Origin of the sequence: Embleya sp. NPDC050154 (assembly GCF_044460165.1) — a bacterium.
Classification (GTDB): domain Bacteria; phylum Actinomycetota; class Actinomycetes; order Streptomycetales; family Streptomycetaceae; genus Embleya.
Map to the genome: position 1 here is coordinate 496,729 of NZ_JBITJP010000005.1, position 18,442 is coordinate 515,170.

Here is an 18,442-nt window from a genome sequence, read left to right on the forward strand (position 1 = left end):
TGCTACGTCGTGAATGAATTCACAAGCGCACCAGGGGTGTCGGCCGACGCCGGGCCGGCCGCGCCCCCCGGACCACTCGCGGACCTCACTCCCAGCGGAAGAAGCGCGCCGCCGCGCCCAGGCCCAAAACCGCCCAGACCGCCAGGATCGCCAAGTCGCCCAGCGGCAGTCCCGATCCGTCCCGGAGCACGTCGCGCAGTCCGTCGGACAGTGCCGAGATCGGCAACAGCGCGAGCGTGTGCTCGACCCCGGAGGGGAACTTGTCCAGCGGCACGATCACCCCGCCGCCCAGCAGCAGCAGGATGAACACCAGGTTCGCGGCGGCGAGGGTGGCCTCGGCGCGCAGCGTCCCGGCCATCAGCAGGCCGAGTCCGGAGAAGGCCGCCGTACCCAGCACGAGCAGCAGGATCACCCAGACCGGATTGCCGTGCGGCGACCAGCCCATCGCCAGCGCGATCACCACGAGCAGCGCCACCTGGAGGATCTCCACCAGGATCACGCACGCCGTCTTCGCGACCATCAGCCCCCAGCGGGGCAGCGGCGTCGAACCGAGCAGCTTGAGCACTCCGTAGCGCCGCTCGAACCCGGTCGCGATGGCCTGACCGGTGAACGCGGTCGACAGCACCGCCAGCGCCAGCACCCCCGGCGCCAGGAAGTCCACCCGTTCGCCGTCCCCGGTGTCGACGATGTCCGCCGACCCGAAGACCACCAGCAGCAGCGTCGGGATGATCACCGTCAGCAACAGTTGCTCGCCGTTGCGCAACAACATCCGCGTCTCCAACGCGGTCTGCGCCCCGATCATCCGGGACATCGGCGCGGCCCCGGGGGCGGGCGCGAACGTACCGCGGTGTCGTTCCTTTGCCACCGAATCCCGCGTCGGCGTGCTCAACTGCGCAGCTCCCGTCCGGTCAGTTCCATGAACACGTCCTCCAGGCTGCGTCGTTCCACGGTCAGCCGCTCCGGCATCACCCCGTGCTGCGCGCACCACGAGGTGACCGTGGCCAGCAGTTGCGGGTCGATCTCGCCCTCGATCCGGTACGCGCCGCGTGAGACCTCCAGCGCCTTGGCACCCACCGGCAGCGCGTTCAGCAGCGATCCCAGGTCCAGGCCGGGCGGCCCGGCGAAGCGCAGCGAGTTCTCCGCGCCGTCGTGGCACAGCGCCTCGGGCGAGCCGGAGGCGATCACCCGACCGTGGTCCACGATCGCCACCTCGTCGGCGAGCTTCTCCGCCTCGTCCATCAGGTGGGTGGTCAGCACCACGCTCACCCCGTCGGCGCGCAGCTCGCGCACCAGGTCCCAGCCGGCGTGCCGGGCGTGCGGGTCGAGTCCGGCGGTCGGCTCGTCCAGGAAGACCAGCTCGGGGCGGCCGACCACGGCGAGCGCGAGCGCGAGCCGCTGCTGTTGGCCGCCGGACAACCGCCGGTAGGTGGTCCGCCCGCACGAGCCCAGGCCGAGCCGCTCGATCAGCATCGACACGTCCAGGGGGTGGGCGTGCAGCTTCGCCACGTGTCGCAACATCTCCTCGGCGCGCGCCCCCGAGTACACGCCGCCCGCCTGCAACATCACCCCGATCCGGGGCCGCAGCGCGGCGGCGTCGCGCCGCGGGTCCAGGCCGAGCACCCGTACCTCGCCCGCGTCCGCGCGCCGGTATCCCTCGCAGATCTCGATCGTGCTGGTCTTCCCGGCGCCGTTGGGACCGAGCACCGCGGTCACCAGACCGCGTTCGACGGTGAGCGAGAGCCCGTCCACGGCGGTCTTGTCGCCGTAGCGCTTGACCAGGCCCGTGATCGCGACTGCCGGCGGCGAGGAGTCCATGACGAGTCAGTCTAGAAAGGTCTCGGCGCCCCCGGTGCGGGGGTTGTCCGGATCGGTTCATCTGACGGTGTGTCAGGAGAACTCGCAGGTCGGAACGGGTGTCGACGGGCGTGTGTTGTTAGGCACACCTAAGTGACGGACCGCACGCGATCGCCGTTTGGCCTGGGGCGCGATTAACGCAACAATGGTGTTGTGGAAAACATGCGAACGAGCGAAGAGGCACCGCGGCGGGTCACCGCAGCGGCTGCCGGCACGCCCGAGCATGACGGTCACGAGGGCACCCGGCACCGGGTCACCCGCTCGATCGTCGACCACGGCCCGTCCACCGCGGCGGACCTGGCCGAGCGATTGGAGCTGACCCCGGCGGGCGTGCGTCGCCATTTGGACGCACTGGTCGCCGAGGGGGTCGTCGAGGCCACCGAGCAGCGCGTCTACGGACGCCGGGGCCGGGGTCGTCCGGCCAAGGTGTTCGCGCTCACCGACGTCGGCCGCTCCGGGTTCCACCAGGAGTACGACGAGCTGGCGGCCGAGGCGCTGAACTTCGTCGCCGAGCATCTCGGCGACGAGGCCGTGACGAAATTCGCCCGCGAGCGGCTTGCCGCCCGCGAGGAGAGGTATCGTCCCTCGGTCGAGTCCGCGCCCCCCGGGGAGCGGGCCCGAGCGCTGGCCGAGGCGCTGTCCGCCGACGGGTATGCCGCGAGTGCGCGGCCCGCACCCGGCGGAGAGCAGCTTTGCCAGCACCACTGTCCGGTGGCTCACGTCGCCGAGCGGTTCCCGCAGCTCTGCGAGGCCGAGGCCGAGGTGTTCGCGCGCCTTCTCGGTACGCACGTGCAAAGGCTGGCGACGATCGCCCACGGCGACGGCGTCTGCACCACGCACGTTCCTGCTGTGCAGGCTGAATCGGCCGGGTCCACCGGCCGCAGGGTCGGCTCGTCCGGCCCGAAGGCCGTTTCCTCCGGCCTGAACACCGAACACAATCCGCCGCGCCGGGGCCCTTCCCGTTCGCGGGAATCGACCGACGCCACCCCGGCTTCCGGGAGGACTACTTCATGACCACCGACGCTCGCCCCGAGCTTGAGGGTCTGGGCACCTACGAGTACGGCTGGGCCGACTCGGACACCGCCGGCGCCTCCGCGCGCCGGGGCATCTCCGAAGAGGTCGTCGCGGACATCTCGGCGAAGAAGTCCGAGCCCGAGTGGATGTTGAAGCAGCGCATGAAGGGCCTTCGGCTCTTCGGCAAGAAGCCGATGCCGACGTGGGGCTCCGACCTCTCCGGAATCGACTTCGACAACATCAAGTACTTCGTGCGCTCGACCGAGAAGCAGGCCGCCTCGTGGGAGGACCTGCCCGAGGACATCAAGAACACCTACGACCGACTGGGCATCCCGGAGGCGGAGAAGCAGCGCCTGGTCGCCGGTGTCGCCGCGCAGTACGAGTCGGAGGTCGTCTACCACCAGATCCGCGAGGACCTGGAGGAGCAGGGCGTCATCTTCCTGGACACCGACACCGGGCTGCGCGAGCACCCGGAGCTGTTCAAGGAGTACTTCGGCTCGGTCATCCCGACCGGCGACAACAAGTTCTCCGCGCTGAACACCGCGGTCTGGTCCGGTGGCTCGTTCATCTACGTCCCGCCGGGCGTGCACGTGGAGATCCCGCTCCAGGCCTACTTCCGGATCAACACCGAGAACATGGGCCAGTTCGAGCGCACGCTGATCATCGCCGACGAGGGCTCCCACGTGCACTACGTCGAGGGCTGCACGGCGCCGATCTACAAGTCGGACTCGCTGCACTCGGCCGTGGTCGAGATCGTGGTCAAGAAGAACGCCCGGGTGCGCTACACGACCATCCAGAACTGGTCGAACAACGTGTACAACCTGGTGACCAAGCGCGCGGTGGCCCACGAGGGCGCCACGATGGAGTGGATCGACGGCAACATCGGTTCCAAGGTCACCATGAAGTACCCGGCCGTGTGGCTGCTCGGCGAGCACGCCAAGGGCGAGACGTTGTCGATCGCCTTCGCGGGCGAGGGCCAGCACCAGGACGCCGGTTCGAAGATGGTGCACTGCGCCCCGAACACGTCGTCCAACATCGTGTCCAAGTCGGTCGCGCGCGGCGGTGGCCGCACGTCCTACCGCGGACTGGTGCAGATCGAGGAGGGCGCGCACGGCTCGACGTCGTCGGTCAAGTGCGACGCGCTGCTGGTCGACACGATCAGCCGCTCGGACACCTACCCGTACGTCGACGTCCGCGAGGACGACGTGTCGATGGGTCACGAGGCGACCGTCTCCAAGATCTCCGACGACCAGCTCTTCTACCTCATGAGCCGCGGCATGACCGAGGACGAGGCCATGGCGATGATCGTGCGCGGGTTCGTCGAGCCCATCGCGCGCGAACTCCCGATGGAGTACGCCCTCGAATTGAACCGCCTGATCGAGCTTCAGATGGAAGGGGCTGTGGGCTAGTCCATGGCTGCGAACACCAACACTCCCGGTAGCACGACCGCCGGATCGATCGCCGTGCGCGAGGCCGGGGCCGCGAACGTGCTCGCCGGCCCCGGCACCGGCCGCTCGGTCGCCCAGCCCGCGGACGCCCGCCAGGTCGCCGTCGCGTCCTACGACGTGGCCGACTTCGTGGTGCCCACCGGCCGCGAGGAGGACTGGCGGTTCACCCCGCTGGCCCGACTGCGCGGTCTGCACGACGGCACCGCCGCCGCGGGCGACCGGGGCGAGGTCACCGTCTCGGTGACCGCGCCCGAGGGCGTCACCGTCGAGACGGTGGACCGCACCGACGCGCGGATCGGCCGGGCCGGCCGCCCGGTCGACCGGGTCGCGGCCCAGGCGTACAGCTCGTTCGAGAAGGCCACGCTGATCGTGGTCGGCAAGGACACGCAACTCGCCGAGCCGGTCGTCGTCGACCTGCGCGGCACCGGCGGCACCGCGTTCGGGCACGTCACCATCGAGGTCCAGCGGTTCGCCGAGGCGACCGTGGTGCTCGACCACAGCGGCTCGGCGACCTACGCGCAGAACGTCGAGTTCATCGTCGGCGACGGCGCCCGGCTCAAGGTCGTCTCGATCCAGGACTGGGACGCCGAGTCCGTGCACGTGGGCTCGCACCTGACCCGGGTGGGTCGGGACGCGTCCTTCGCCTCCGTCGTGGTCACCCTCGGCGGCGACCTGGTCCGGCTCTTCCCGCGCGTGGTCTACGACGCCCCGGGCGGCGACGCCGAGCTGTACGGCGTGTACTTCGCCGACGCCGGCCAGCACCTGGAGCACCGCCTGTTCATCGACCACGACGTGCCGCAGTGCCGCAGCCTGGTCACCTACAAGGGCGCGCTCCAAGGCGCGGACGCGCACACGGTGTGGATCGGCGACGTGCTCATCCGAGCCGCGGCCGAGGGCACCGACACCTACGAGCTCAACCGCAACCTGGTGCTCACCGACGGGGCCCGCGCCGACTCGGTGCCCAACCTGGAGATCGAGACCGGCGAGATCGCCGGCGCCGGGCACGCCAGCGCGACCGGGCGCTTCGACGACGAGCAGCTCTTCTACCTGCAGTCGCGCGGCATCCCGGCGGACGAGGCCCGCCGCCTGGTCGTGCGCGGCTTCTTCGCCGAGGTGATCGCCCGGGTCGGCATCACCGACCTCCAGGAGCGCCTGATGAAGCAGATCGAGGCACGCCTCGAAGGCGGCGCCCGATGAGCTACCTCAAGGCCTGCGCCGAGACCGACCTGCACGAGGACACGCCCCTGCGGGTCGTGCTCGACGACATCCCGGTCACCCTCGTGCGCACCGAGGGCGACGTGTACGCGATCAACGACGTGTGCTCGCACGCCAACGTGTCGCTCTCCGAGGGCGAGGTCGAGGACTGCGCGATCGAGTGCTGGCTGCACGGCTCGCGCTTCGATCTGCGCACCGGCCGCCCCTCGGGCCCCCCGGCAAACCTGCCGGTCCCCGTGTACCCCGTGAAGATCGACGGCGGCGCCGTCTTCGTCGAAGTGAACCAGGAGTCCTGAGTCCGTTATGGCAACGCTTGAGATCCGCGACCTGCACGTCAGTGTGGACGCCGAGAACGGTCCGCGCGAGATCCTGCGCGGCGTCGACCTGACCGTGAAGCAGGGCGAGACCCACGCCATCATGGGCCCGAACGGCTCCGGCAAGTCGACCCTCGCGTATTCGGTCGCGGGCCACCCGAAGTACAAGGTCACCGGCGGCACTGTGCTGCTCGACGGCGAGGACGTGCTGTCCATGACCGTCGACGAGCGGGCCCGCGCCGGCCTGTTCCTGGCCATGCAGTACCCCGTCGAGGTCGCCGGCGTCTCGGTGTCCAACTTCCTGCGCACCGCCGCCACCGCCACCCGTGGCGAGGCCCCCAAGCTGCGGCTGTGGATCAAGGAGGTCAAGGAGGCCATGGAGCGCCTCCAGATGGACCCCGCCTTCGCCGAGCGCAACGTCAACGAGGGCTTCTCCGGCGGTGAGAAGAAGCGGCACGAGATCCTTCAGCTCGAACTGCTCCGGCCGAAGATCGCGATCCTCGACGAGACCGACTCCGGCCTGGACGTCGACGCGCTGCGCGTGGTGTCCGAGGGTGTCAACCGGGTGCAGGCGACCGGCGAGATCGGCACCCTGCTGATCACCCACTACACCCGCATCCTGAAGTACATCAAGCCCGACCACGTGCACGTCTTCGCGGGCGGCCGGATCGTGGAATCCGGCGGCGCCGAACTCGCGGACAAGCTCGAGGACGAAGGCTACGAGGCCTACACCGGCAAGGGGGAGACTGCATGACAGTGCACCTGCCGGGGCTGCTCGACACGGACGCGATCCGCAAGGACTTCCCGATCCTCGAACGGCTCCTGCACGGCGACCGACCGCTTGTCTACCTGGACAACGCGGCCACGTCGCAGACCCCGCGCCAGGTGATCGACGCCATGACGCACTACTACGCGAACAGCAACGCGAACGTGCACCGCGGCGTGCACGTGCTGGCCGAAGAGGCCACCGCGCTGTACGAGGGTGCCCGGGACAAGGTCGCGGAGTTCATCAACGCGCCCAGCCGGGACGAGGTGATCTTCACCAAGAACTCCTCCGAGGCGATCAACCTCGTGGCGAACATGCTGACCTGGGCGGACGAACCGTTCAAGGTCGGCGTGGGCGCCGACGTGGTGATCACCGAGATGGAGCACCACTCGAACATCGTGCCGTGGCAGTTGCTCGCGCAGCGCACCGGTACGCAGCTCAAGTGGTTCGGGCTCACCGACGACGGCCGGCTGGACCTGTCGAACATCGAGCAGGTGATCACCGAGGAGACCAAGGTCGTCTCGGTGGTGCACACCTCGAACATCCTCGGCACGGTCAACGACCTGGAGCCGATCGTGCGCCGCGCGCACGACGTCGGCGCGCTGGTCGTGGTCGACGCGTCGCAGGCCGCGCCGCACACCGTGCTGGACGTACAGGCCCTGGGCGCCGACTTCGTCGCGTTCACCGGGCACAAGATGTGCGGTCCGACCGGCATCGGCGTGCTCTGGGGCCGGCTCGGTCTGCTGGAGGAGCTGCCGCCGTTCCTGGGCGGCGGCGAGATGATCGAGACCGTGACGATGAGCGCGTCCACGTACGCGCCCGCGCCGCACAAGTTCGAGGCCGGCACCCCGCCGATCGCGGAAGCGGTCGGGCTCGGTGCGGCGATCGACTACCTGTCGGCGATCGGCATGGACCGCGTCGCCGCGCACGAGCACGCGATCACGGGTTACGCGATCGACGCGCTGAACGGCGTCGAGGGCCTGAAGATCATCGGCCCGGCGGACAATGTCGCGCGCGGTGCGGCGATCTCCTTCACGTTCGGCGACATCCACCCGCACGACGTGGGTCAGGTGCTCGACGAGCAGGGCATCGCGGTGCGGGTGGGTCACCACTGCGCACGTCCGGTGTGCCTGCGCTACGGAGTGCCGGCGACCACGCGAGCCTCGTTCTACCTGTACTCCACGCCGGCCGAGGTCGACGCGCTGGTGGCCGGGCTGGAACATGTCCGACAGTTTTTCGGTTAGCACTGGTTCCGGCTGAGTGGGGCGGGAGGCGAAGAGATGAAGCTTGACGGGATGTACCAGGAGATCATCCTGGACCACTACCGGCACCCCCATAACAAGGGGCTGCGCGACCCGTTCGACACCCAGGTCCACCACGTCAACCCGACCTGTGGGGACGAGGTCACGCTGCGGGTGAAGCTGGACGGCGAGAAGGTTCTCGACGTCAGCTACGAGGGTCAGGGCTGTTCGATCAGCCAGGCCAGCGCGTCCGTGATGACCGATCTGGTGATCGGGCACACCATCGAGGACGCGTTGCACGCCGGGGACGAGTTCCTCGCGCTCATGCAGTCCAAGGGGCAGGGTGAGCCGGACGAGGACGTCCTGGAGGACGCCGTGGCGTTCGTCGGCGTCAGCAAGTACCCGGCGCGGGTGAAATGTGCGCTGCTGGGGTGGATGGCCTTCAAGGACGCCACCGCGCAGGCGCTGCAGACGCTGCAGACGACGGAAGGGCAGAAATGACCGAGACGCAGGCGCGTCCCGCGGCTACGCCGGAGGACGTCACCGAGGCGATGTACGACGTCGTCGACCCGGAGCTCGGGATCAACGTCGTCGACTTGGGCCTGGTGTACGGGGTGCACGTCGACGACGCGAACATCGCGACCATCGACATGACGCTCACCAGCGCGGCGTGTCCGTTGACGGACGTGATCGAGGACCAGACGCGGACCGCGACCGAGGGGATCGTCGCGGACATGCGGATCAACTGGGTCTGGATGCCGCCGTGGGGGCCGGACAAGATCACCGATGACGGGCGTGAGCAACTGCGGGCGCTCGGGTTCAACCTGTAGCCTTCCGGGCCGGCTGGGCCCTTTGGCCTCAAGCGCCGGCCGGGCTTGGTTGCCTGGCCTGCGGCCTCGGTGGCCTCAAGCGCCGGCCGGGCTTGGTTGGCCTCAAGCGCCGGCCGGGCTGAGCGGCCTCAAACGCCGGCCGGGCTGTTTTTGGCTTTTGGCCGGCGTTGGCGTTTGGTTGGGGTGGCCTCAAGCGCCGGCCGGGCTGAGTGGCCTCAAGCGCCGGCCCGGCTGTTTTGGCTTTTGGCCGGCGTTGGCGTTTGGTTTGGTTGGGGTGGCCTCAAGCGCCTGCTGGGCTGAGTGGGCTCGGGTGCCGGTTGGGGTGGTTGGGGCTTGGGCGGTGTTGGGTGCCGGGTGGGTCGACTTCGGGTCGGTCCGCCCGGCGCTTTTTTGTTGGGTCAGGGGCGGGGTTGGCTTACGCCGAGGAGTTCGAGGACGTCGGTGTCGCCTCGTTGCTGGAGGCGGTGCAGGACTGCCTTGAGGTCGATGCCGGGGTCGAGGCCGATCCGGGCGCCGAGGAGTTCGGGGAGGTTGACCTGCTCGGGGACCGGGTCGACGCCGGTGTGGCGTAGCGCGCGGGCCCAGCGGGGGAGGCGTACGGTTGCGTCGCCGCGGACCAGGCGTGCCTCCAGGCGGCCCTGGTGGATGGACGAGATGAAGACCATGTCGCCCTCGTGCGCGGCCAGACCGGTCAGGATCGCCCGCATCGACACCAGGTAGGGCGTGTCGGACCAGCGCAGCGCGGCGGGGCCGTGTCCGTGGTGCAGTCGGACCTGGCCGCCGGGGGTGACCCCCAGGGACTGTGCGAACGCCGGCGGCAGCTTCACCGGTTCGCCTTCGAGCATCGCGGTGGACACGTCCACCCGGAACGCCCACGCGCCGGTGTCCTCGCGGAAGCAGCCCGCCGTCCAGGAGGGGTCGCCGATCGGCGCCGACTGCTGCTTCCGGGCGGGCCGTTCCAGGGTGTCCGCCGAGCGGGAGAGCACGTGGCCGTTCTCCACCTGGAAGCCGTCCAGCCGGCCGACCCAGGCGGTCTGGAGCGGCTTGCGGATGCCCATCGCGGCGAGGTCCCGCTCCAACGCCTCGAGCGGAACCGGGCCGTGGGCGCAGGCCGCGTCCAGGGTGCTCTGGGTGCGGTCGGACAGCTCGCCGAGCGGGGCGCTCGACAGCCAGCCGTCCACCGACATGTGCAGCCCGAGCAGGCCGCGCAGCACCTGCCAGACCTGGATCTCCAGACCCGGCACGGTCTCGGTGTGCTTGGGGTGCAGCGCGCGCAGCTCGGACACCGTGGTGAGCACGCCGAGCCGGTCTCGGACGAAGCTCAGGTGGACCCGGACCGGCGCGCCGTCGGAGCGGGCGATCCGCTCGTCCAGGGTGCGCCGCAGGTCCCGCTCCATGATCTTGACCTCGGCCGGCGAGGTGCCGAACTCGGCTGCCAGTGACTCGAGTTCGCGCGGCGCGTCGGTGAACAGCCGATCCCGGGCGAGCACCTTGCGCTGCGGTTCGACAGCGGCGAACCACGAGGTCAGGATCGCGACGAGGTCACCGCCGCCGGGTTCGCCGGCGCGGGGCAGCGGCCGGTCGACGAGCATCGTGACGTCCTGGGTCCCGGGCAGTGTGCCCGGCACCATCTCGACGGTGGCCTCCGGGTCGGCGGCGGCCTTCGTACCCCGGTTCGTCCGCGGCACCACCGAGTGGTCCGGCGGCGCGGGAACGGACGGCATCTCGGCGGCGGTCGCGGCCGCCTCGGCGGCGGGCGTCGCCGTGGTCGGATTCGGGGTGCTCGGGCTCGCGGCGGTCGCGGTGCGCGGCGGGTGGCTCGGGCGCGGCGGGATGCGCAGTCCCTCGGGAGTGCGCGGCACGTTCGACTCGGCGACGACGGGCAACTCGCCGGCGGTGGGCGGTGGGACCTCGCCGAACGCGTCCTGCCCGGGGTCCTCGTCCTCGTCCTTGGCCGGCTTGGGGGCCTGTTGGGGCGACCGGGTGGCGGGCGCGTCGGCCCGGCCGCGGTCCTTGATCGTGCGGATCGGGATGTCCGCGACGGTCATCGGCGGTGTCTCGCCGTACGCGTCCAGACCCGGGTGGTCGCCCTCGGTCGCGAGTTCGGCGGACACGGCGCGCGGCGGCGCGTCCTCGGAGGTGTCCTCGGTCCGGACCCGCGGCTGCCGCTTTCCGGTGGACGTCGACTCGGCCGCGGGCTCGGGTACGGGCTCGGGGCGCGGTTCGGCCTGCTTGCGTCCGGTTGGGGCGGCCGGGGCCACGTCCGCCCGGGTGGGCGGCGGGACCTCGCCGTACGCGTCCCGGCCCGCCGCGGTGCCGGCGGTCGACGCGGACTCCGCCTCGTCCGACTCGGGCGCGACCGGTGCGGGTGGCATCGCGAGCGACGCGCGCAGGCCGGACGGGACCTGGGTGAGCAGCGCGGTCAGTGCCGTCCGGACCTCGTCCGTGGCGTCCTCCAGGCCGACCACGGCGGCGGTCTCCAGGGTGACCTGGGCGAGCTGGGCCATCAGCGGAACATCCGGCGCCTGGGCGGCCAGCCAGCGCACCACCGTGCCCAGTTCGGCGGTCAACGGCTCGGGCATCTTGACCGGGTACAGCTCGTCCTCGTCCAGGTCGCCCCACTCGTCCGGGGTGTCCCAGTCACCTTCGGGCGGCGCTGCCGGGATCGCGACGGACGCGGCGGGAACCGGCTTCGGCTCGGGCTCGGGTTCCGGCTCGGGTTCCGGTTCGGGATGCGGCTCCGGCTCGGCCGGGTTCGGATCCGGCTCGGGTGTCGAGGCGACGGCCGGCGCGCTCGCGGCGGTCTCCGGTGTGCCGAACACCGCGTCCACGTCCACCGATTCGTCGTCCGCGGGCAGCAGTCCGAGCACCTCTTCGAACAGCCGGGCCACCAGCGGTCGTACCGTCGAGGTGCCGATCTGGGTCCAGTCGCCGACCTCGCGCACGGTCGTGGTCAGCAGGTCCGCCCAGTCCGGGGTACGCACCATCACGTTCGTCCGGGCGCCGTCCGGCCACTGGGACAGCCGGAAGCCGTTGCGGGCCAGCCACGCGCCCGGCAGCAGGTCGCCCAGGCGCAGGTGGCGAAGCTCGGTGTAGGCCAGATCGGCGAGCCGCCCCGGGAGCTCGTCGCGACCGAAGGTGTCCGCGGCCCGCACCACGGGCACGCTCATCCACCACGCCGCGGGCAGGTCCTCGTGTTCGAGGTAGTCGGCGACGAGTTCGGGCGCGACGAAGCGCAGGGCTGGGACGAAATCGGCCAGAGTGGCCTGGAGCCGGGGCTGCATGCAGGTCCTCCGTGACGCGGTCGGTACCCCCGACGTTAGCGGCCGGGTGGCGAGCCGGCACCGGGTGTCCCGGGCCGTTGCCATCTGCTTGCGGGACGAAGCGGCGGATCTGTTGGTTCCCCGAGCGCCCTCTCGGGCCCTGCGATACCGGTCACGTGTCGGCCTCGACGTGCTGCTCGGAGCGTTGTCGTCGCAGATCGCTACCCCGCGACGCGGGCCGGGAACCGCGCCCCGGGCGCCCGACGGCGCTCGCATCGACCGCGAGCGCCGATCGAGCGCCGGTCGCACGTCCACCGCCGGCCCGCGCCACGTTTCACCAGGGGGAAAGAAGTCGATCTCACCAACAGTGGAGACAAGGGCGGCTAGTTTGGACAAAGGTTGCCGATGCCTCCGGCCGCCTCATCCGCGCCACCAGGGGATACAGGGGATACAGGGGGAGACGTGGGCGAAATCGCATCATCGCCGCGATCCGGGGAGTCTTCGGCCGGCCCACTGCTCCTGTCGCTGAGGCTGACGGCCACTGTGGAGGCGGTGCCTCGGGCGCGTCACGCGCTGCGGCGGGTGCTGGGTGAACGGGTTCCGGACGCGCCCGTGGACACTCTGGAGCTGTTGCTGTCGGAACTGGTGACCAACGCGGTCAAGCACTCGGTGCGGGGTCATACGGTCGCGGTGGCGATTCTGCGTCGGGAGAACTCGATTCGGATCGCGGTCGTGGACAACGACCCGGCGCTCCCCGAGCCCGGGGACGCGGTGGATCTGCTCGACGAGCACGGGCGCGGGTTGTTGCTTGTGGACGCGATGGCGGAGGAGTGGGGGAGCTATCCCGTGCCGGACGGGAAGGTTGTCTGGTGTGACGTGAAGACCGTGGAGTGAACTCGGGCGCGGAAATGCGTGGGGCGCGTGGGGTTTGGTCCGTGGGGCTCGGTGGCTGCGCGTGCGCGTGCGGTGTGCGGGTGTGCGCGGTTGGTGATCGGAGTTGGGGCGGGTTTAAACCAACACGGCGGAAAAATGGCGTAATTGGATCTCGGCGTGCACTCTGGCAGGGACGGTTCGACTGTTTGTCCATGCTGTGCAAGGAGGATCCGTTGCGCGAACAGACCATCGGGGAACACCTCGACCGACTGGCCAGTCCCGACGTCGCGGTACGAGGGGCCGCCGCCGCGCTCCAGGCCGCGCAGGCCGCGGCGCTGATCGAGCGGGCGGCCGCGCTGGCGCTGCACACGACCGACGCCGAGGAGACGATGCGGGCGGCGCGGGCCGAGGCGGGGCGGATGCGGGAGCGGGCGATGCGGGTTGGCCATGCGGCCGGGGTGGATTCCGTTGCCGTGGGCGAGGCCGAAGTGCCTTTGCGTATCGCGGCGTTGGCGGCGGATTTGATCGGACTGGCGGGTACGGTCCGCGATGGCGGGGACGAGGACGTGCTTCCGTATCTCGCGGCTGCGGCGGCCAGCGCGCGGGCGGCGCTGGAGGCTTCGGCGGCGTGGGTCTCGCTGGTTGTTGCCGATGGTGGGGGGCGCGAGGTCCGGTCTCGGTTGGCGCGGCATCTTTCGGCTGTTGCCGATGCGGAGGACATCGTGGATCGGGCGCGGGTTGCGGTCGGCTGAACTCGGTTCGTGCGGGGGCGAGTTGGCCTCTTGCGCGATCGGGCGGTCGGTGGCTGGTGGGCCTCGCGCGCCGGGTGGCGTTGGGCGGTGGCTCCGCTGGGGTGGCCTCATGCGCCCGGCCGGGCTGAGTGTGCTCAAGCGCCGCACGGGCTGAATTGGTTCGGCCGGCGATGGGCGTCGGCTCCGCTGGGGTGGCCTCATGCGCCGGCCGGGCTGATTTGGTCTCGGTTGGCGTTGGGCGTTGGCTCTGTTGGGGTGGCCTCATGCGCCGGCCGGGCTGAGTGTGCTCAAGCGCCGCACGGGCTGAGTGGCCTCATGCGCCAGCCGGGCTGATTTGGTCTCGGTTGGCGTTGGGCGTTGGCTCTGTTGGGGTGGCCTCATGCGCCGGCCGGGCTGATGTGGTGCTCGGTTGGCGTTGGTTCTGGTGGGGTGGCGTTATGCGTTGGGTGGGTCAGATGCGGGAGGTGAAGGTGTCGCATTTGGTGGGGTCGCCGGTGGTGTAGCCCTGGCGGAACCATTGTTGGCGTTGGGTTGCGGAGCCGTGGGTCCAGGATTCGGGGGTTACTCGGCCCTGGAATTGTTCTTGGATGCGGTCGTCGCCGACCGCGGCCGCGGCGTCCAGGCCGTCGGCGATGTCCTGGTCGGTGAGGGTGGTGATCAGGGGTTGGCCGTCGGCCTGGGGGGTGGTGGTGGCGTGGTGGGACCAGACGCCCGCGTAGCAGTCGGCTTGGAGTTCGAGGCGGACCGAGCCGCTTTGCGGGCCCTGGCGGTCGTTGCCGACCTTGGCCATCTGGCCGGTCAGGTCCTGGATGTGGTGGCCGTATTCGTGGGCGAGTACATATGCCTCGGCGAAGGGGCCGCCCTTGGCGCCGAACCTGGTGCGCAGGTCGTCGAAGAAGCCCAGGTCGATGTAGACCTTGCGGTCGCCCGGACAGTAGAAGGGGCCCACCGCCGAGGTCGCCCCGCCGCACGCGGTCGAGGTGCTGCCGGTGAAGAATTGGGTCGGCGCCGGCTTGTAGGTCGCGCCCCGGCGCCGGTACTCGTCCGTCCAATACGCCTGCACGCTGTTGACCACGCCCACGATTCGGCAGTCGTCGCGCGCGTTGGCGTCGGTGCCCTTGCGGCACGAGTCCTGCAGTGCCCGGTTGTCCGCCGGCACCGAGTTGCCTCCGCCGTCGTCGCTCAGCCCGAGCTGGTCGGGGCTCAGGCCGAAGATCAGGCCGAGCACCACCGCGATCAGGCCCGCCGCCCCGCCGCCCACCGCGAGGCCAGGCCGGCGCAGACCGCCGCCGCCCGAGCCGCGACGGTCCTCGATCTGTGACGTGTCGAGATCCGCGTCGTCGTTGAACTGCATCACGGCACCGCCTGCGGGCTGGGGAACAGGGCCAGACGAAGATGTCGGGTGACGGATATCCCTTTTCCGGGTTTCTATCGCCGGCGTCCCGTTCGTGGCCGCGGGACGCCCGGGAATCCGGTGCGAGCCCTCCCGTAGACTCGTGGGCATGGTCGGTTTCTCTGGATATCCCCGCGAGCGGCCTTAGAGCGGTGCGGCTTCCCCGCGAGCCCCGCGCGACCGTCCGTCTTCGTCAGTCCCCGACCGGGAGTCCAGTCCTTCATGATCAACGCAACCAACGTCGAACTACGCGCCGGCGCCCGCATCCTGCTGGAGCCGGCCTCCTTCCGGGTCGCGGCCGGCGACCGGATCGGGCTGGTCGGCCGCAACGGCGCCGGCAAGACCACGCTGACCAAGACGCTGGCCGGGGAGACCCAGCCCGCGTCCGGCACCATCACCCGTACCGGCGAGGTCGGCTACCTCCCGCAGGACCCGCGCACCGGTGACCTGGACGTGCTCGCCCGGGACCGGATCCTGTCCGCGCGCGGGCTGGACGTGGCGCTCTCCGGGATGCGCGAGGCCGAGGGTCTGATGGCCAGCGCGAGCGGCGAGACCGCCGCGAAGGCGATGCGCAGGTATTCGCGCCTGGAGACCGAGTTCCTGACCAAGGGCGGCTACGCGGCCGAGGCCGAGGCGGCCACCATCGCGGCCAGCCTGGGTCTGCCGGATCGGATCCTGGGTCAGGAACTGCACACCCTCTCCGGCGGCCAGCGCCGCCGGGTCGAGTTGGCCCGGATCCTTTTCTCGGACGCCGACACGCTGCTCCTGGACGAGCCCACCAACCACCTCGACGCCGACTCGATCGGGTGGCTGCGCGAGTTCCTCAAGACCTACAAGGGCGGCTTCATCGTGATCAGTCACGATGTCGGCCTGATGGAGGCGTGCGTCAACAAGGTGTTCTACCTGGACGCCAACCGCACCACCATCGACATCTACAACGTCGGCTGGAACGCCTACAAGCTCCAGCGCGAGACCGACGAGCGGCGCCGCAAGCGCGAGCGGGCCAACGCGGAGAAGAAGGCCGACCAACTCTTCACGCAGGCCGACAAGATGCGGGCCAAGGCGACCAAGACGGTGGCCGCGCAGAACATGGCCCGTCGTGCCGAGAAGCTGCTGTCCGGACTGGAGAGCGAGCGCAAGTCGGACAAGGTGGCCAAGCTGCGCTTCCCCAAGCCGGCCCCGTGCGGGAAGACTCCGCTGATGGCGACCGGCCTGTCCAAGTCGTACGGCTCGCTGGAGATCTTCACCGACGTCGACCTGGCCATCGACAAGGGCTCGCGCGTGGTGATCCTGGGCCTCAACGGCGCGGGCAAGACCACGCTGCTGCGCCTGCTCGGCGGGGTCGAGGACCCGGACACCGGCAAGATCGAGCCCGGCCACGGGCTGCAACTCGGCTACTACGCGCAGGAGCACGAGACGCTCGACCCGGAGCGCACGGTGCTGGAGAACATGCGCTCGTCCTCGCCCGACCTCGACCTGGTCGAGGTGCGCAAGGTGCTCGGTTCGTTCCTGTTCTCCGGCGACGACGTGGACAAGCCGGCCGGGGTGCTCTCCGGCGGTGAGAAGACCCGGCTCGCGCTGGCGACGCTGGTGGTCTCCAAGGCGAACGTGCTGCTGCTGGACGAGCCGACCAACAACCTCGACCCGGCCAGCCGCGCCGAGGTGCTGGACGCGCTGCGCACCTACGAGGGCGCGGTCGTGCTCGTCACGCACGACGAGGGCGCGGTCGAGGCGCTCCAGCCGGAGCGGATCATCCTGCTGCCGGACGGCGTCGAGGACCTGTGGAACGAGGACTACGCCGACCTGGTCGCGCTCGCCTGATCGTCGGGCGTGCGCGCCCGGGAAGCCCGAACCACCGACACCCCGTCGGGTTGCCGTCCTCGGCAACCCGACGGGGTGTTCGCTTTCGTCCCCCGACCGGTTTTCACCACGAAACCCTCACAAGGGGAAGCCATCCTTCCGGTCCGCACGTGATGCCGGTCACCAGGCTCGACGGCGACGCAGAGCAAGGTCGCGAATCTCATGGGTGACCAGGGCCTTTGTCGGCGGACACAGGATTCGGTCAAGCATTCGGCACGGGAAGGCGTGATTCCGCTCGGGTGATCTTTGTGTGCAACGGGCCACGCGCCGCGATGATCAAGCCATCGGGCCTGGTGGAATCACTGGCCATGCCATGCCCCAGGGGTGATCATGGGATTCCAGAGCGCACTTCCTATGAGGAGGCACGTGTGGCCGAGACTCTGAAGAAGGGCAGCCGGGTGACCGGTGCCGCGCGCGAGCAGCTCGCGGCTGACCTCAAGAAGAAGTACGACTCCGGTGCCAGCATCCGCGCCCTCGCGGAGGAGACGGGCCGTTCCTACGGCTTCGTGCACCGGATGCTCAGCGAATCCGGGGTGACCCTCCGAGGCAGGGGTGGGGCAACGCGGGGCAAGGCCAAGACCGCCGCGTCGTCCTCGGCCTGAGGTCGAGCTCCGGAGGATCCGCATCACCGTACCGTCCGTCGAACGACCATGTGACCGACCGGTAACGTCGGGCGCGTGGTCGTTCGACGGAAGCGACCCGAACACGGGAGGGACCGTGGACGTGGTGGCGAATCAGCTCGACAGTACGAATGGCAATGGCGGTACGGACGGCAACGGCGGTGAGGTCGGCGGTGCCGACGTCGCCGCACGGCAGGATCTTTCGGTCGTGATCGAAGGTTCGTTCGCGGTGGTGACCCTCACCAATCCCGATCGGCGCAACGCGCAGACTCCCGCGCTCTGGCGCGCGCTCGCCGCCGTCGGCCGCGACCTGCCCGGTGACGTCCGAGCCGTGTTGTTGCGCGCGGAGGGCGCCTCCTTCTCCGCGGGCCTGGATCGGCGGATGTTCCCGGGCGGCGGGGGCATTTCGGGGGAGTCGGATCTCGTCTCGCTGGCCGGGGCGAGCGACGACGAACTCGACGCGACCATCGCCTCGTTCCAGGAGGCGTTCACGTGGTGGCGCCGCCCCGACCTGCTCACCGTCGCCGCGGTGCAGGGGCACGCCGTCGGCGCCGGGTTCCAGCTGGCGTTGGCGTGCGATCTGCGGGTGTGCGCCGACGACGCGCGGTTCTCGATGCGCGAGACCGCGCTCGGTCTGGTCCCGGACCTGGCCGGGACCAAGCCGTTGACCGACCTCGTGGGCTATGCCCGTGCCCTGGAGATCTGCGTCACGGGCCGCTGGGTGAGTGCCGAGGAGGCCGTGTCGATGGGGATGGCCACGCTCGCGGTGCCGCGCGAGGAACTCGACGGCGCCGCGCGCGACCTGTTGGCCGCGCTCCTGGCCGCGCCGCGCGATGCGGTGATCGAGACGAAGGCCCTGCTCGCGGGCGCCGCGGGGCGTACCTACGACGAACAGCGCGCCGCCGAACGCGCCGCCCAGGCCCGCCGCCTGCGTGACCTCGCGGGCATCGGCGAGTAGTGAGACCCACGTCACATCCGGCCGCCGCCGACGGCCGGCGA

At 70.4% G+C, this 18,442-nt stretch carries 17 protein-coding genes; 13 read left to right on the forward strand and 4 right to left on the reverse strand.

Annotated elements, in window-relative coordinates:
* Positions 1–85: 85 nt before the first annotated feature.
* On the reverse strand, positions 86–811 hold the full coding sequence (locus tag ACIBSV_RS14195; RefSeq protein ID WP_395862802.1) for an ABC transporter permease: 726 nt from the start codon (positions 809–811) through the stop codon (positions 86–88).
* A 74-nt stretch (positions 812–885) separates the two neighbouring features.
* Entirely contained in the window at positions 886–1,815 is a 930-nt protein-coding gene (locus ACIBSV_RS14200; RefSeq protein ID WP_395862617.1) for an ABC transporter ATP-binding protein, read from the reverse strand.
* A gap of 201 nt (positions 1,816–2,016) precedes the next feature.
* Between ACIBSV_RS14200 and ACIBSV_RS14205 the strand changes: the two genes are divergently transcribed.
* The 8 genes from ACIBSV_RS14205 to ACIBSV_RS14240 are packed head-to-tail and all read left to right on the forward strand — an operon-like array spanning position 2,017 to position 8,682.
* Entirely contained in the window at positions 2,017–2,868 is an 852-nt protein-coding gene (locus ACIBSV_RS14205) for a helix-turn-helix transcriptional regulator (RefSeq protein WP_395862619.1), read from the forward strand.
* Entirely contained in the window at positions 2,865–4,277 is a 1,413-nt protein-coding gene (sufB, locus tag ACIBSV_RS14210) for a Fe-S cluster assembly protein SufB (protein ID WP_355541505.1), read from the forward strand. The genes ACIBSV_RS14205 and sufB overlap by 4 nt, the downstream gene beginning before the upstream one ends.
* A 3-nt stretch (positions 4,278–4,280) precedes the next feature.
* The gene (gene sufD / locus ACIBSV_RS14215; RefSeq protein WP_395862621.1) at positions 4,281–5,513 is read left to right on the forward strand and encodes a Fe-S cluster assembly protein SufD; all 1,233 of its coding nucleotides are present in this window, start codon (positions 4,281–4,283) and stop codon (positions 5,511–5,513) included.
* Positions 5,510–5,827, forward strand: coding sequence for a non-heme iron oxygenase ferredoxin subunit (locus ACIBSV_RS14220; RefSeq protein ID WP_395862622.1), 318 nt, complete (start codon positions 5,510–5,512; stop codon positions 5,825–5,827). The genes sufD and ACIBSV_RS14220 overlap by 4 nt, the downstream gene beginning before the upstream one ends.
* Before the next feature lie 7 nt (positions 5,828–5,834).
* Entirely contained in the window at positions 5,835–6,599 is a 765-nt protein-coding gene (gene sufC / locus ACIBSV_RS14225) for a Fe-S cluster assembly ATPase SufC (protein WP_395862625.1), read from the forward strand.
* Positions 6,596–7,855: a cysteine desulfurase gene (locus tag ACIBSV_RS14230; RefSeq protein ID WP_395862626.1), complete on the forward strand. Its 1,260-nt coding sequence runs from the start codon at positions 6,596–6,598 to the stop codon at positions 7,853–7,855. The genes sufC and ACIBSV_RS14230 overlap by 4 nt, the downstream gene beginning before the upstream one ends.
* 36 nt (positions 7,856–7,891) lie before the next feature.
* The gene (gene sufU, locus ACIBSV_RS14235) at positions 7,892–8,353 is read left to right on the forward strand and encodes a Fe-S cluster assembly sulfur transfer protein SufU (RefSeq protein ID WP_395862628.1); all 462 of its coding nucleotides are present in this window, start codon (positions 7,892–7,894) and stop codon (positions 8,351–8,353) included.
* Positions 8,350–8,682, forward strand: coding sequence for a metal-sulfur cluster assembly factor (locus tag ACIBSV_RS14240; protein WP_355541487.1), 333 nt, complete (start codon positions 8,350–8,352; stop codon positions 8,680–8,682). The genes sufU and ACIBSV_RS14240 overlap by 4 nt, the downstream gene beginning before the upstream one ends.
* 398 nt (positions 8,683–9,080) lie before the next feature.
* Here the strand turns inward: ACIBSV_RS14240 and ACIBSV_RS14245 are convergent, their stop codons facing one another.
* A complete protein-coding gene (locus tag ACIBSV_RS14245) occupies positions 9,081–11,966 on the reverse strand; it encodes a hypothetical protein (RefSeq protein WP_395862630.1) in 2,886 nt (961 codons plus the stop codon).
* A gap of 384 nt (positions 11,967–12,350) precedes the next feature.
* On the opposite strand from ACIBSV_RS14245, the gene ACIBSV_RS14250 reads away from it, so the two are divergent.
* Together ACIBSV_RS14250 and ACIBSV_RS14255 are read left to right on the forward strand one after the other, a co-directional pair.
* Positions 12,351–12,839, forward strand: coding sequence for an ATP-binding protein (locus ACIBSV_RS14250; RefSeq protein ID WP_395862632.1), 489 nt, complete (start codon positions 12,351–12,353; stop codon positions 12,837–12,839).
* 191 nt (positions 12,840–13,030) lie between these two features.
* Positions 13,031–13,570 (forward strand): hypothetical protein, encoded by a 540-nt coding sequence (locus ACIBSV_RS14255; protein ID WP_395862634.1) that lies wholly within the window; start codon positions 13,031–13,033, stop codon positions 13,568–13,570.
* Between the two features lie 451 nt (positions 13,571–14,021).
* Here ACIBSV_RS14255 and ACIBSV_RS14260 read toward each other — a convergent pair whose 3' ends face one another.
* On the reverse strand, positions 14,022–14,924 hold the full coding sequence (locus ACIBSV_RS14260; protein WP_395862636.1) for a neutral zinc metallopeptidase: 903 nt from the start codon (positions 14,922–14,924) through the stop codon (positions 14,022–14,024).
* Positions 14,925–15,185: 261 nt separating this feature from the next.
* Between ACIBSV_RS14260 and ACIBSV_RS14265 the strand changes: the two genes are divergently transcribed.
* From ACIBSV_RS14265 to ACIBSV_RS14275, 3 genes are all read left to right on the forward strand, one after another.
* Positions 15,186–16,784 carry an ABC-F family ATP-binding cassette domain-containing protein gene (locus tag ACIBSV_RS14265; RefSeq protein WP_395862638.1) on the forward strand — a complete coding sequence of 533 codons (1,599 nt, stop codon included), beginning with the start codon at positions 15,186–15,188 and terminating at the stop codon, positions 16,782–16,784.
* Positions 16,785–17,191: 407 nt separating this feature from the next.
* Positions 17,192–17,425, forward strand: coding sequence for a helix-turn-helix domain-containing protein (locus ACIBSV_RS14270; RefSeq protein WP_020553538.1), 234 nt, complete (start codon positions 17,192–17,194; stop codon positions 17,423–17,425).
* A 226-nt stretch (positions 17,426–17,651) separates the two neighbouring features.
* Positions 17,652–18,401, forward strand: coding sequence for an enoyl-CoA hydratase/isomerase family protein (locus ACIBSV_RS14275; protein WP_395862804.1), 750 nt, complete (start codon positions 17,652–17,654; stop codon positions 18,399–18,401).
* The last annotated feature ends 41 nt before the right edge of the window (positions 18,402–18,442 follow it).